The 15,078-nt window shown below is 41.8% G+C and carries 8 protein-coding genes; 3 read left to right on the top strand and 5 right to left on the bottom strand.

Annotation, left to right across the window (positions count from 1 at the left end; translation table 11 throughout):
• Positions 1-208: 208 nt before the first annotated feature.
• Entirely contained in the window at positions 209-4,789 is a 4,581-nt protein-coding gene (locus DS2_RS14375; RefSeq protein WP_051479902.1) for an alpha-1,6-glucosidase domain-containing protein, read from the bottom strand.
• A gap of 250 nt (positions 4,790-5,039) precedes the next feature.
• Between DS2_RS14375 and DS2_RS14370 the strand changes: the two genes are divergently transcribed.
• Both DS2_RS14370 and DS2_RS14365 read left to right on the top strand, forming a co-directional pair.
• On the top strand, positions 5,040-8,237 hold the full coding sequence (locus DS2_RS14370; RefSeq protein ID WP_035015530.1) for a TonB-dependent receptor: 3,198 nt from the start codon (positions 5,040-5,042) through the stop codon (positions 8,235-8,237).
• 147 nt (positions 8,238-8,384) lie between these two features.
• Positions 8,385-8,705, top strand: coding sequence for a hypothetical protein (locus DS2_RS14365; protein ID WP_035015529.1), 321 nt, complete (start codon positions 8,385-8,387; stop codon positions 8,703-8,705).
• A gap of 17 nt (positions 8,706-8,722) precedes the next feature.
• On the opposite strand, the gene DS2_RS14360 is transcribed toward DS2_RS14365, so the two are convergent.
• The 4 genes from DS2_RS14360 to DS2_RS14345 form a co-directional block, all read right to left on the bottom strand.
• Positions 8,723-9,541, bottom strand: coding sequence for a DUF1338 domain-containing protein (locus tag DS2_RS14360; protein WP_160168574.1), 819 nt, complete (start codon positions 9,539-9,541; stop codon positions 8,723-8,725).
• Between the two features lie 96 nt (positions 9,542-9,637).
• Positions 9,638-11,233 carry a cation:proton antiporter family protein gene (locus DS2_RS14355; RefSeq protein ID WP_035015528.1) on the bottom strand — a complete coding sequence of 532 codons (1,596 nt, stop codon included), beginning with the start codon at positions 11,231-11,233 and terminating at the stop codon, positions 9,638-9,640.
• 127 nt (positions 11,234-11,360) lie between these two features.
• Positions 11,361-13,142 carry a sodium:solute symporter family protein gene (locus DS2_RS14350; RefSeq protein WP_035015527.1) on the bottom strand — a complete coding sequence of 594 codons (1,782 nt, stop codon included), beginning with the start codon at positions 13,140-13,142 and terminating at the stop codon, positions 11,361-11,363.
• A gap of 2 nt (positions 13,143-13,144) precedes the next feature.
• Positions 13,145-13,405: a DUF4212 domain-containing protein gene (locus tag DS2_RS14345; protein ID WP_035015526.1), complete on the bottom strand. Its 261-nt coding sequence runs from the start codon at positions 13,403-13,405 to the stop codon at positions 13,145-13,147.
• Positions 13,406-13,625: 220 nt separating this feature from the next.
• Here DS2_RS14345 and DS2_RS14340 point away from each other — a divergent pair, with 220 nt between their 5' ends.
• A complete protein-coding gene (locus DS2_RS14340) occupies positions 13,626-14,678 on the top strand; it encodes an aldo/keto reductase (RefSeq protein ID WP_035015525.1) in 1,053 nt (350 codons plus the stop codon).
• The last annotated feature ends 400 nt before the right edge of the window (positions 14,679-15,078 follow it).

Here is a 15,078-nt window from a genome sequence, read left to right as displayed (position 1 = left end):
TCGACAATAATTGAGAAACTGTTGTTTTATAATGCTTAACACGCCTACTCGATTATAGTTTTATCCGTTTAATTTAATATTAGCGGTTATTTTATAACTATCTAGAGAATATCCAAAATTTCCAATAAAAAAGCGCCTACTCTGCAGTGGCGCTTTTTGAAGTTAGCTTCCTTGCTAGGGGGATGTCCAAATTTTTGTGAGTTAGTACTTAGTACTCGTACTCAGCTAAATTGATTATTTGTAACGTAGCAGCGTTTGTACTGTCGTCTGTTACATGCATTATCATGCGCAGGTCGGTATCGCCAACTAGGTTTAAACCAATGTTGCCAGCGTTATTGACCAAACTTTCTGTTTTACCAAAAGTGCCTATGTTCCAGCTTGCATCTGCACCAAAGTTGATAGCGCCCCAATTAGCATCAGCCACTTTAAAGTCAGTGCTAGAACTTGCACTAAGGTCTAGGCCGTAATACCCAGCACCATAGTAGGTAAAGGTGTATGGTGTATTCCAATTGCCATTAAAGCCGCGCAGATGTACCGCTGTGCCTGAGTATGGGATGGTTTCTTTCGAAACCGTTAATACTGGCGCTGTAGGGTCAGATGCATCTACTTCAAATACATAATCGCCTGACTCTGTTATTGGTAGCGTAATATTGCCATTGTCTGCGCTGCTCAAGGTTAATGCTTGACCTAAGGTGACGCTCGAGTCGCTGGCACCAAAATTAGCTAAGTCCCAATTCTCCGCAGCAAATTTAAACTGTGGATTACCGCCATCTAGCGCTGAATCAATATAGATTGAAGTGACATATTTGCCATTGCCAACATATAACATTGGGTCTTCAGTGTTCCAGCCGCCATTTGCATTCAAACTGCCGCGAATATACATAGTTGGTGCAAATGCTGGTTTATCAGCTGCAGGTTTTACCATAATGCTAGGCGCATTACGGTCAGAGCCGTTTAAGATAAAGCTATATGTTCCTGCTTCGCTAATGGTTATAGCAATGTTGTCACCATTGGTTCTTAAAGTGTGCGATTGACCTATTACTGCGTCAACTTGACCTACATCACCACCATCACCAATATTAGGATAACCCCAACCTTTTGGTGCGACTTTAAACTCATAGTTGCCAGCTTCAAGTGTTACATTAACTGCGTAGCTTGAACTACCTACAAATGGCATGAGCGGAGCAACATTCGTTTCGTCAGGGGCACCTGTTGGATGATCCCAGCTCGTAACGCTGCCTAGTAAGTACAGCTCTGTTGCACCATATGGCGGCACATCAGGGCGACCAACTGTAGCCAGCGCACTTAAACCAGCGCCTTGTGCGCCACTTTGATTTTTCACAAAAACAGCTGTTGTTAAAGCTGGTACGGTAAACAAACCGTTGTCGTTATCCGCACTAAAGCTTGAAGTTGCAACGGTATTGTCAGCCGAGTTCTGTTGAACTGAGTGCAATTCAAAATGACTCGCTGTAGGTATGGTCATGGTTTGTTCACTTTGTGTGCCATTAAATACCACGACAATTGCATCGTAATTAGGGTCTAAATCTGCACGTAAGTTATCTGTATTGGTTTGGTCACAGTTGCCTTCAAAGTCTTGTGCTGCTAATAAACAACCTGCACCATCGTCAATACTCATTACAACTACACCATGCGTTTGATTAGCGCCTACATTGTGGAAGCCTACGCGGTCTTTAATTTGCTCGGCAGTTGTTAAGCGGAATAGTTTACTGCTCGAACGAATTTTTAATAGATCTTGATATTGGTTTGCTGCAAGTTCAATGTCAGCCGAGCTTGGTTTGATATATTGATTTGCCAAAAGTTCTGCTGATTTTTGATAACACACTTTCCAAGATTCATTTTCTGTTTCAATTGGTAGTGATGCTAACCAGTTATTGTCTTGCTTAGTAAAGTCAACTTTGTTCAACCAATCACTGCTGTTATAGGTGTTTCTGTCCATTGACTTAGAGCGCAATAAATCAGAGCCCATTTGAATAAATGGAATACCTTGGCTCAGTAATGGGAAAGAGCCAGCTACAGCATGAATTCTTGCACGTTCGCTAGCAACTAAATTGCTATCTAAAGTACATTGTAAAACGTCCCAAAGAGTTTCGTTATCGTGCTTATCTACATAGTTGATTGTATCTGCCGGATCTAGCGAGCGGCCAGGTTTGTTAAAGCTGTTGGCTTCTGCAAATACACCGTTTGACGCTTTAAACGTAAAGTCAGAGATATTACCGGCTAAACCAATGCGGATGTTGTCAACATCGTTGCCGTTACCAGCTGATTGGAATAGTGCACCATTACGTACGCCGTCACGTTGCACATCCGAAAACATACCGACAGATGTCCCAGGCATAGTGGTTTGTGTACCGCCTTGGGTTTGCACAGGCCCAACAGCCCAGCCTTCACCGTAGAAATACGTATCTGTGTCAACAGCCTCTACTGCATCGCGTGCTTCGAGTACTGCATCTTTCATCACTAAGTTCATTAAGTCGAAGCGGAATGCATCGAACTTAAAGTTGGCAGACCAAGAAACCAATGTATCTTTCATTAGTTTGGCCATCATAGCGTTTTCAGTTGCTGTATCTTCGCAGCAAGAGTCGGCAAATACTTCACCTGTTTGAATATTTAATCTGTGATAATACCCAGGGACAATTTTATCTAACACTGAGTTGTCCCATAAACCAGAAGAGCTGGTGTGGTTATATACAACGTCAAGAGATGCACGCAAACCCATTTCATGTAACGATTGAATCATTGCACGCATTTCAATAATTCGTGAAGTATCTTCAGGGTTAGTTGCATAGCTGCCTTCAGGTGCATTAAATGCATATGGGTCGTAACCCCAATTAAATCCATCTAAATCTCTAATGGCATTTAAAATATTACGGCCACGTTCACTGAGTGGGTCGTAAGTTTCTAATAAATCTTTTAATACCACATTGTCTTGAGCAAACTTACAAACGTCAGCTTCGCTGTTTACTGCGCATAACTCTCCAACTGTACTGTCTAACTCGATACGGTTGGCGATATTTTCATCAACTGATGCAATATCATTTGCAGGTAATACTTGGAAGTGTGTTAATCCAGCGTCTGCTAATGCTTTTAGGTGTTGAACTGGCGCTGTGTCATTGTGGGTAAATGCAAGGTATTTACCTCTGTGCTCTGCAGGGGTTGATTCATCCATAATTGAAAAGTCTCGGATATGGCCTTCGTATATGACGATATCTTCTGGATTTTCAACGGTTGGAATTGTGTGATTGTCCCAGTTTTCTGGTTTTAAATCATCATCGTTTAAGTCAACAAAACGTGCATAACGTCCATTTGTCGTTAAGCTAACAGCATATGGATCGATTACTTCGTAGTTTTCGAAGTTATCGTTTAATGGGTGGTAAACGCTGATGTTGTAACGGAATAATTTTCGGTCTAAATCAGCACGAGTACCTGTGTAGGACCAAATACCAGTTGTATCGTCAAAGGTCATTTCCATTTCGCCAGCAGCGCTATAATTTCCGCTGCTATCCATGTCGTTGTACAGCTTTAATTTTACCTCAGAAGCAGTAGGTGCCCAGACTGAAGCTGTTACATTGTCACCATCATATACAATGCCCAATGCTGCTTCATCAGCATCGTTGTCGCCCATAGTGTAAAGCGCGTCTAACACACCTGCTGTTTGCACTAGGGTGCCAGTGTATGGGTTGTCGGCAGAGTCAAGTGCAACCGCCACAATTCGAGACTGCAACATTTGTTTGGCAATCTCTTCATCCACAGCTTCGCCATCTTTAGCTTTAAATACAGTCATGCCATCGCGATACATCGCCCTTGCTTCCTGTGCGTCGGTTAAACCATCTTTATCATCGCGCACAAACTCGATATAAGGTACACCACGATACCCTACGCCAGGGAATAATTTTGGCATGGTTTGTGAGTAATATAAGCGGATGGTTTTTGCACTTGCATCGCCGAACAATACAGTGTCTTTGTCAAACCAGTGCGTTGCTTGTTCGGTGTTTAACTCGCGGATGCCATCTACAGGGTCTGTAGGTAAGCTAAAATACGGATCTACAGCTGCGCCGGTTTCTAAAGTGGTTTTACCAATTGAGATATACGAAAGGTTGTTTGGATTTGCTTCACCCAAAAAGGCCTTCATATCGCCGTCAGGGTATTTACTTGAACCTTCGTGAATAATAAAGTTTGCGCAATCGGTATGATCGTCGATTAGTTTGAATTTCCAGTAAAGGCCATAAGTTTCGTCATACCCTGATGGTAAGATACCCGTTGCCCAGTCGGTTGACCAGTAAGTGTCTTGGGTATAATCGTTGCTGTCGCCTTGAATAATACTATTTGGGTCAAATGCGTTACAAGTAGCATTGTTCCATGCATGAATTATAATTTGTTCGTCTGGGTTGCTATTTAGAACATCTGCTTCTGTGACGTCGTCCATTTTAAAGAATATGACTGCATGACCATCTTCTGCCAGCGCTAAGTCGGTTTCAGGGGCTTGTTCGTGACGCCCTTTACCTTGGCAGGCATTTAATATTGGGTTAAACACACTACCTGTACATGCTTTTTCTACTATTTCACAGGTTTTTGCGCCATTTTCATCCAATATAGGTGTGCCGAAACTATCTACTTTTATTGTGGATGGTGCTTGGCAAATTAACCCGCTATCTACTTGGTTAATGCTGTCAAACTCATCCAGCCCTTTTTCGTTTGACACGTTACACCCTGCTAATGCAGCGCTAACCGTGGCTGCAACAAGAGAGATGTGTATCTTTCTTTCTATCATGTGTTGTACTCCAGTGCTGAAACTCAGTTCGGAAAATTGCGCCCAATTTGGACATTGTGCTTAGCTTACAAAACCTCTGGTTAAGAAATGGTTAAGGAAAAAATGTTTTTTCTTAACCATTTCTTAACCGTGACTTAGTTAGTATGCAATTAATCAAGAATCCACTTGGTTGGAGTTTGTTGAAGATTTCGCCAACTGGAGCACACATTTTTAATTCGACAATATAAAAAGAGTTTGAGGATAGATGCATATGAGCCAATTCAAACCCAGCTTGTTAACTGCTGCCTTGTTAACCAGTGGTATGACCATGACTTCTTTACATGCACAGGAAGCGCAAGATGTAGAAGCAAACCAAGAGCAGGCGCAAGAAGAAGATGTAGAGGTTATTCAAATAACCGGTATGCGCCGCAGTTTAATTGAGTCAGTCAATATAAAACGATTCTCTGATACTATGGTTGATGCAGTAACCGCGGATGACTTAGGCTCATTACCTGACTTATCTATTTCTGATGCTTTGTCTCGCTTAGCTGGTGTGACAGCAATTCGTAACGGCGGCCAAGCGAGTGAGTTGAACATTCGTGGCTTATCTGGCCAATATGTGTTTGCGACTCTAAATGGCCGCGAGCAGGTGTCGACCGCGGGTGGACGTTCTGTAGAGTTCTCGCAGTTTCCATCTGAATTAATAACCACGGCCAAAGTGCATAAGTCACAAAAAGCTTCCTTAATTGAAGGCGGTGTTGCCGGTACGGTTGATTTGGAAACGGCTAACCCACTTTCATTAACTGATGACAGTAAAATGAACTTTAATGCGCAGCTTACAGGAAACTCGCGGGCGGGCGATCACCCAGACGCAGCTTCTGTAGGCCACAGGTTGAGTCTGTCTTATCAAGCCAAGTTTTTAGATGATACTTTAGGTTTAGCATTTGGGATGGCCCGTTTGTTCCAACCGCGTGTGTCAACTCAATTTGTTGGTTATGGTTTTGCTTACGACCAAGTGCGCTATGATGGTATTCAAGGGTTAAGTGATTGTGGTAACCCTGAGTCAGACCAGCACTGGCAAGAAAATGGTTGTTTGGCATATTCAAGTGGCTTTGAAATGATGTCGCGCGGTGGTGAAGATGAACGAAATGGTTTTATGACCGCGCTCGTTTGGCAACCGACTGATGATTTCTCAATTAAGGCTGATGGTTTCTATTCTACTTTTGACTCAAAGGCTTGGGATAGAGGGCTACAAGTCCAAGGCTTAGGTAGCATTAATTCGACCAACCATTTACGAAGCATTGAGATGCAGGATCCAACAATTGTCGGCAATGATGATATCGGCTACTCAATTATTGGTGCCACTTATTACTCGTCACTCAATACGCCATTTTCGAGCTACGATGACCCAGCTAACCCATGTAAAGCAACATCGGATGGTAAAATACAAGCTCCTTGTATCGATAGTCTATCTAACTCTGGGGTTAATCCTCTGCACATTAGTAATATGGCAGATGACGCAACCACTAGAAGTGATACCTTGACTTTGGGTTTAAATGCAACTTGGATACTTGACGATTTAACTATTTCGGCAGATTGGTCACATTCGAAAGCTTCAGAAGACTCGTTTGACCGCACAATGAGTATGTTGATGTTTGAAGATTCATCGGCGCAAACGCCAAAAGTTGAAACTGACCTTGTGCTTCAATACCAAATGGATGGTTTAAAAGTTCCTACAGTTAACATCTCTGACAAAGATGGTAATAAGGTTGATTTTACAGATCACACCAAAATGATGGTGACCAGTTATTCTCAGTTCCCACGTTATGAGGAAAACCAAGCGGATGCGCTACGCTTAGATTTAACCTATGAATTAGACAACGACTATATTCGCTCTGTTGAGGCAGGTGTGCGTGTTTCTGAGCGCAAACATTTGTTAGAGCGTAGCGTATGGTCTTATGGTGGACCAGGCCATTTTGAAAACGGTGAGCACTTAAACAAACGCTCTTGGGATGATATGCGCCAAGGTAACTATATTGTTTACGAAGGCGGCCAAGAGGTGCTACGTTTTGCGCCTTACCAGTTAAGTGCAGACGAAATTAAAACGGTTAACTTGGGCGGTGAATTTTCATCACTGCCTGCATTTATCGCAATTGACAATGAAGCTGTGGCTGACAAGTGGTTGGTTGATAGTCAAGGTAACCCATTAGACCGAGGTGCGGTTGATGTGTGGGCTGCAGATTGGACCATTACTAATGACCGTGAAATCAAAGAAGAAGTTAAATCTGCTTATATTATGGCAAATATTGACACTACAGTATTTGATTTACCATTAAGCGGTAATATTGGTGTACGTTATGTTGACACAGCACAAACGGCTATTGGTGTCGCGTCAGCTCCAACATCTCGTGAAATTAGACGTGATGAAAACGGTGATCCTGTTGTTGCCAATGACGGTCAAGTTGTTATGGATAATGTCCAAACAGGTGATGAAATTACCGATGATGTCGGTCGAACTGAAGCATCACATTTACACCGCGAAATTACTCACGAATTTGATAATTGGTTGCCATCGTTAAACTTAAACTTGTCTTTGACGGATAATGATAATCTTAAATTTGCTTATGCGAAAGTTATCGCGCGTCCTGATATGGCACAAATGGCGGTAAGTGGTAACTTTAACTACGAATATAATCGTGGTCGTGATGGTAAAGATGTTGTGCACTTGGATATGAGCACCAGTCCATATTTAGAACCATTCCAAGCGACTCAGTGGGATGTATCTTACGAGCACTACTTTACCGAAACGGATGGCACTTTCTTTGTTGCGTACTTTAATAAAGACATTCAGTCGTTTACAGATACTGTGACTATTTTCGATTTTCCATTTGCCGATGAGGGAATCGAAATGCCTCGTTTCTCTGATAGTGGTCGTCCAGTTGAGCCAGGTGATTTAACTGTGACGGTTAATAACGATACGGGTGGTTATATCCGCGGTTATGAAGTGGGTTATACTCAGACGTTTGACTTTTTACCAGCTCCATTTGACGGTTTGGGCTTCTCTGGTAGTTACTCACATACAGAAAGTGAAATTACTACTGTGGTGAATATTGGTAACGGTCAAGGTGATTTAGAAACACCTATTGAAGGTTTATCACCTAGTATCTATAGCTTTACTTTGTTTTACAATTACGACAATAAGTTTGAAACACATTTAAATGCTAAATATCGTGATTCTTATTTAGGTCGCCAAATTGCAACAGGGCAAGATCAATCGGCGTTTTTTGCTGAGGAGATGATTGTTGATTACCAAGCTAAATTTAACATTGGTGACAATATGAGTTTAATATTCTCGGTAAATAACTTAACTGATGAAGCCAACCGCTCTTATTTTGGTGACGAAAGTAAAACGGGTACGATTCAGTATTTTGGTCGTAACTACTTTGTTGGTTTCAACTATAGCCTGTAATTATTCATTCTTTGTCATCCTTGGTTAAGGATGTTTGACGCCAAGCCCATATACTTGTAGCCATGTATATGGGCTTTTTTGTTGTTTATTTATTCACCGAGTTGATCTATATTCTAATAAGCACTTCGCGCAGTTAAGGTAAGTAGTATGGCGATTAATTCAATTCAATCTGGTTTAAATCAATCTATTTTGCAGCAAACTTTTGCACAAAAGAAACCATCTTTAACCGCCAATTCACTAAACTTGGCGCAACAAAACCAAAGCCAAACAAAAGAACAACTGCTTGCGAGTGTCGCCACTCAACAAATTGGTGTTACAGGCAATTTACTGTCGGGAATAGGTAGAGGCGATCCGCTGACTGATAAGCTGGTATCTTTTTCTGTGCAGGCAAATACAGCATTAGCCAACAGCCAATTACCAACCGATGTAGGCAATGTTGTCGGACGTATTATCAACGAAACTGTTTAAAGCAACCGCAATTGAGGTTACTGGTTTCTATCGGTGCTTTGGAAAATTTTATCAGCAGAGCTTGGCACGAACCCATCAAATTGTTCACCATCTTCATTTGCAAAGCGCTGAGCAAATTCGTAGTAACAGGTCGGAATACTGTACATTCCATCGTTAAATGGCATTTTTTTCTGGTATGCCAATGTGGCAGATTGCAGCAGCAAATCTTGTTTTGAGCCTTTTATTTCGCCTCCATAGTTATTCAACTGATAGCCGACCAATTTTAATGATTGATTCACTTGTTCAATATTAATTTCGTCACCTTCTTTGGTTTTAAGGCTATTAACTAAAACAGTAAAGTGATTGGCATGAAAACCTAGCGCAGCCCACCACGCCGCATATTCTGATACATTTGCTAGGGCTAAATATTCATCATAGCTGCATGACCATAATCGACCCGCGTACAGCAATCGTTCGGTTTTGAGTTTGTTGGCTGGAATCTGTGTCACTTTATCGGTTAATAATGTTTGCAGCGCTTTTGGCAGCTGGTCTAGGATTAACTGCGAAATAAATATTTTTGGCCAGCTGGGTTCAGTTGGATGTTGGTAATATTTGGCTTTTAATTTTTTTTCCGGAAAGGTGTAAGTGTCTTGCTCAACAAAACCATACTTTTCAAAAAAGCTTGCTAATACGTATATATTTATTTTGGGGTGATCTAGGGTGCGCAGTGCGATGTGATCATTTTCGACTTGCGCATTTGGCGATAACAGGGCATGAATTTTATCCGCATCTGGGTTGAGTGCGACATAGTCAACCCAGAGTTTGTGCATTAAATGTGGAAAGCTTGCGCGCGCCATAACACCACCCATTGAGCATTATTTAATCTACTCAGTATAGTCGCGGATTTGTAACTGCGCTATGTTGGGCATGTTAGAGCAATTTTTTATTCCTACTTATTGATTTGCGAGTGGCAGTGCCGAGTCTGTTTGTCTGAGTAAATTTAAACTCTCTTTCGCAAAACCAGTACCAATTTCTTTATGGTAATTGAAGACAGTATGTGCGCCTATTTTCAATAACATTTCACCTTCATCTGCATATTGTGCGATGGCAGCAATTTGCCCTTGGTATTTACACAATTTAAGCTGCATTATTACATTTTTCATGTCGGCCATTGAAGGCAGCGCAAGCATTATAAGCTTAACTTGTTCTAGGTTAATTTGCTCCCAAAACTCAATATCTTCAGCATCTGCTAGTGCTACCTGTCTGTTGGCTGTTTGATGTTTGCCAATTCGGTCTGAGTCGGCGTCGATACCCCATACTTTATCGCCGATTAATTCAGACAATGAGTCGTAACTACCACTGCCAACTCGACCCATACCTACAATTAATATCTCTGCATTTGTCGGCAAGTTTGGACAAGTATTGTTCACTGTGGTTTCCGCTTCAAACTGCAGTATTTTTTGTTTATAACGACTGAAATATAAGTGGGCATTTTTAAACACTAAGCTGCTGACGATAAAGGATAGCGTCACTGCAATCGCGATTGCTACTAACCAATCAGCAGCTAACCAATTTTTATCAACGCAGATTTTGGCAACTATCAAACCAAATTCACTGAAGTTCATAAGTGCCATTGCGGTCAAAAAGCTGGTGCGGGCACGCAGCTTTAATTTGGCTAAAATATAGAAGAAGATCGCAAATTTAATCGGGATTAACGCCACCAGCGTTACAGCTAAAGTGAATGTTTCCCATGTTGGTAACGCGGTAAAACCGATAGAGATAAAAAAGCCGATTAAGAATAAATCTTTAAAGTTCATCAGCGATTTATATAACTCGTTTGATTTAACGTGCGAGCTGAGCAGCATGCCTGCGATCAGTGCACCTAAGTCGCCTTTGAGGTCAACGGCGTAAAATAATTCATAACCACCAAAAGCAAAGCAGAATCCAATTAAAGGTAACAATTCACCATGGCCAGCTTGGTCGAGCAATTTATTAAATAGTTTTCGTGCAGGGATCAGCAAGACCAGTAGTAAAGCCCAAATGCTTGGAAGGGCTCCTAATGCCGCAACTAAGAAGATTACCGCTGCAAAATCTTGAATAACTAATATACCGATAGATACTTTGCCGTGGCGGGTTTTTAATTCACCGGTTTCTTCTAATATTTTCGCAACGCATACAGTGCTAGAAAAACTCAGGGCAAAGCCTATTAGCGCAGCTGATTGCCAAGAAATATCGAACAGTGAAGTTGTGGTGATAATGCCAAAAAGTAAGCTGCCAAGGGTGACGATGCAGGTAGTTATTACCATGGGGGCAACCGCACCGCCTAGTACCACCTTGTCGGTTAATTCTTTAACTTTAACTTTAAGCCCTATTGTAAATAGCAGCAGCGTAATGCCTAAGTCGGCTAATGTTTCGACGTTCTGTAGTGGGGAGATACCATAGGCATTCATTGCAAAACCAGCAATTAAGTAGCCAATCATAGGTGGCAAACCTATTTGTTTTAACGCAAATCCAAATACAAAAACGATAAGAATCCAATAAAAATCCATGCAACTAACCCTGATGTCTCATTAATGGCTATGATAATGGAAAGCACAAGGTGTGTTAAGTAAGACTTTAACCAGAACAAATATTTAATATTAGGTTGCCCATGCAGGCAACCTGTTTGATATTGTGCTAAGGCGTCCGAATACTTTCAATCAGGTTGGCGATTTCGGCGGGTGGTTGTTTGCTGAGTCTTGCAACTAGGTTAGCGACTATAAAGTTGATTAATGCGCCTATTGCGCCAAACGCTTCTGGCGAAATGCCTAACCACCAATTATCAGGGGTATTTGCAAACAGCTCGCTACCCGGGACAAAAAAGAAACCTTTGTATGCGAATATATACAATAATGTGATGGTTAATCCAGCCAACATGCCTGCTGTTGCACCATAGTTATTAATGCGTTTACTAAAAATACCCATCATTAGTGCTGGAAAAATGCTGGCTGCGGCTAAACCAAAAGCCAATGCAACCACTTGTGCTGCAAACCCAGGTGGGTTAATACCTAAGTATCCTGCAATTAAAATGGCACACGCCATAGCAATGCGGCCGGCATTGAGCTCTGCTTTTTCTGAAATATTCGGGGTAAAGGTGCGTTTAAGTAAATCGTGCGAAATCGCTGAAGAAATGGCTAACAATAACCCCGCGGCGGTGGATAGCGCTGCGGCAATCCCGCCAGCTGCAACCAGTGCAATCACCCAATTGGGCAGCTGGGCTATTTCAGGATTGGCCAGCACCATAATATCGCGGTCAACTTTGGTCAACTCGTTGCCTTGCCAACCTTGTTGTGCTGCTGTGTGTGAAAATTCTGGGTTGTTGTCGTTATAGTACTGGATTTGTCCATCGGCGTTTTTGTCTTCTACTTGCAGCAAACCTGTCGTTTCCCACGTGCTAAACCATTGTGGTTTGTCGGCAACTGCCAGTGATTGAACTTTATTTGCGTGTGTTTGAGTGGTGCCTGCAACTTGGGTTATTTCGGGTTGGACTGTTTTTAATAAATTAAACATCGCCATTGCACCGACCGCCGGAGCTGTAGTGTACAAAATGGCAATAAAAACCAATGCCCAACCTGCTGAACTGCGTGCTTCTTTGACCCCAGGTACAGTAAAAAATCGAATAATGACGTGTGGCAATCCTGCTGTGCCTATCATAAGTGATAGGGTTAATAACAGTAGGTTTATGTCTGAGCCTTTTTGTTCTGTGAAGGCTGCAAAACCTAAATCTTTGAGTGTTGCATCTAGTTTATCTAATAGATATAACCCATCAGCGTTGGCCATTTCAGCGCCTAAACCAAGCTGGGGTAGAGGGTTGCCTGTAAGTTGTAGCGATATAAATACCGCAGGCACTGTGTAAGCAAATATTAAAATGACATATTGGGCTATTTGGGTGTAGGTGATGCCTTTCATTCCGCCTAACACCGCATAAACAAATACGATGGCCATGCCAACCATAACACCAGCTTCAAACTCAATTTCTAAAAAACGGCTAAATGCGACACCTACGCCTTTCATTTGGCCAATAACATAGGTAATTGAGGCAACTAAAAGGCAGATAACGGCAACGATTCGAGCACCATTTGAATAAAAGCGATCCCCAATAAATTCGGGGACGGTGAACTTGCCAAACTTACGTAAATACGGGGCAAGTAACAAGGCGAGTAAGACGTAACCGCCAGTCCAACCCATTAGATAAGCAGATGCATCATAACCGATAAAGGCAATTAAGCCTGCCATTGAAATAAAAGATGCCGCAGACATCCAGTCTGCTGCGGTTGCCATTCCGTTTGCCACAGGATGAATGCCTTTACCCGCTACGTAAAATTCCCCAGTGCTGCCCGCACGGGCTAAAATTGCAATGCCCATGTAAATACAAAAAGTGAAGCCTACAACAAGATAGATCATGTTTTGCAAATCCATTGTTATTCTCCTTGTTGATATTGTTGGTCGAGTTTGTTCATTTGTTTGGCATAGAAGAATATTAAGCCGACAAAGGTATATATCGAACCTTGCTGGGCAAACCAAAATCCAAGTGGGTAACCGCCGATTCGCCACTGATTTAAAAAGTCAGCTAGCAGAATGCCTGCACCAAAAGAGACTGCAAACCAAATGCAAAGACATATTGTGAGTAATTTGAGGTTGGCTCGCCAATATTGTTGAGCGCGATTGTGTGAATTAGCCATATTTTTCCCTAATTAAATTATGTTTATTGTAAATTTGCTATGTATATTAGGTTAGAAGGTAATCGGCATCTTGTCTCGGATTATGTGCTGGTGGTTAGATGCTGCCAGTAGTTTGGTGCTAATTTGGCAATTGTTTAAAGATGATATGTTGATTTATTTGCTTGAATGAGTTTGTTATCTTAAACAGTATTTTGAATGAATTAATTGGGATTATAAAGGTATGAAATTTAGCCAATTAGGGGCGAGTGGCCTGTCTGTTTCACGTGTGTGTTTAGGTACTATGACTTGGGGTAATCAAAACACTCAACAAGACGCAAATGAACAAATTGAATATGCATTAGCGCAAGGTATTAACTTTATTGATACTGCAGAGATGTATGCAGTGCCACCCAGTGCTGAAACTTATGGGGCTACTGAAACTATTATTGGTAACTGGATTAACGCTAATAAAGCTCGCCGTGAGGAGTTTATTCTTGCGAGCAAAATCGCTGGTAATGGTGTGCCTTGGATCCGTAATGGTGGTGATATAACGGGTGAAGCGGTTACTAAAGCGATTGATGATTCGTTGGCTCGTTTGCAAACTGATTGCATTGATTTATACCAATTGCATTGGCCAAATCGAACGTCTCCGCACTTTGGTAAACATATGCCAAACTTTATCTCGTTTACCGATGTGGATGGCGAGCAGCATACTCAGCAAATGCGTGAAATTTTACAAGCGGCAGAGCAGGCCGTTAAAGCGGGTAAAATTCGCTATTTAGGTTTGTCAGATGACACACCTTGGGGGATTAATCAGTTTGTGCAATTGAGTAAAGAATTCAACTTGCCACGTATTACTTCAATTCAAAATGAATTTAGTTTGTTGCACGCTAAAGACTGGCCTTATTTAATTGAAAACTGTGTTCACCAAGATGTTGCTTATTTACCTTGGTCACCTTTGGGTGGTGGTGTATTAAGTGGCAAATATTTGAATGGGGCAAAACCTGAAGGATCTCGTTGGAGTCAAGCTCAGCGCAATGGTTTATTCCGTGATACTGAAAACACGCATAAAGCGGTTGCTGCTTATAAACAAATTGCTGAACAGCATGGCATGACAGCAAGTCAGTTGGCGTTGGCTTGGTGTGATCAGGTTGATGGGGTTACTTCTACTATTATTGGTGCTACGTCTATGGCGCAGCTAAAAGAAGATATCGATGCCTTTGCTATTGAGTTATCGGAAGAAATTTTACAACAAGTGGCTGAAGTTCAACAGCAATATCCAGCACCTTTTTAGGTGTTTCGAATCCGCTGTGCACTATGTGGCATAGAAGCTCAAGTTGGTTGGGATATTTTTTGAAAAATCGCTGCAAGGCCATCCATGGCCCGCTCTCAAACGGTATCCCTACCGATTGGAAGTTTTTCAAAAAACACTCCCAACCAACTTTCACACATCAATTCAGCTGCTAAAAAGAAGTTTCTGCAAGAAGTTAAATTGTTCGGTAAAAGTAGGCTTAAATACGATTGGTTGGAAGGCTGAAGCAGCGCTTGAAGTGGTAATAAAGTGCTGGGGCAATAACTTAGAGCAAAATCTCTTTTTCAGGGATGAAAAAGCGAAGCTTACATGGACGTACTTGCAGCGTTTTTGCGAAAGTTATGGCCTAGCACTTTGTGGCATAGTTCATTGAGTCTAGCAG

Source organism: Catenovulum agarivorans DS-2 (assembly GCF_000568405.1).
GTDB lineage: Bacteria > Pseudomonadota > Gammaproteobacteria > Enterobacterales > Alteromonadaceae > Catenovulum > Catenovulum agarivorans_A.
Note: the sequence above shows the minus strand (reverse complement) of the source record. Positions and strands in the feature narration are given on the sequence as shown.

Excerpts from the sequence above, each read along its gene's own strand:
- DS2_RS14375 (WP_051479902.1), bottom strand. The coding sequence starts at position 4,789 with ATGATAGAAAGAAAGATACACATCTCTCTTGTTGCAGCCACGGTTAGC.
- DS2_RS14360 (WP_160168574.1), bottom strand. The coding sequence starts at position 9,541 with ATGGCGCGCGCAAGCTTTCCACATTTAATGCACAAACTCTGGGTTGAC.
- DS2_RS14365 (WP_035015529.1), top strand. The coding sequence starts at position 8,385 with ATGGCGATTAATTCAATTCAATCTGGTTTAAATCAATCTATTTTGCAG.
- DS2_RS14355 (WP_035015528.1), bottom strand. The coding sequence starts at position 11,233 with ATGGATTTTTATTGGATTCTTATCGTTTTTGTATTTGGATTTGCGTTA.
- DS2_RS14370 (WP_035015530.1), top strand. The coding sequence starts at position 5,040 with ATGAGCCAATTCAAACCCAGCTTGTTAACTGCTGCCTTGTTAACCAGT.
- DS2_RS14345 (WP_035015526.1), bottom strand. The coding sequence starts at position 13,405 with ATGGCTAATTCACACAATCGCGCTCAACAATATTGGCGAGCCAACCTC.
- DS2_RS14340 (WP_035015525.1), top strand. The coding sequence starts at position 13,626 with ATGAAATTTAGCCAATTAGGGGCGAGTGGCCTGTCTGTTTCACGTGTG.
- DS2_RS14350 (WP_035015527.1), bottom strand. The coding sequence starts at position 13,142 with ATGGATTTGCAAAACATGATCTATCTTGTTGTAGGCTTCACTTTTTGT.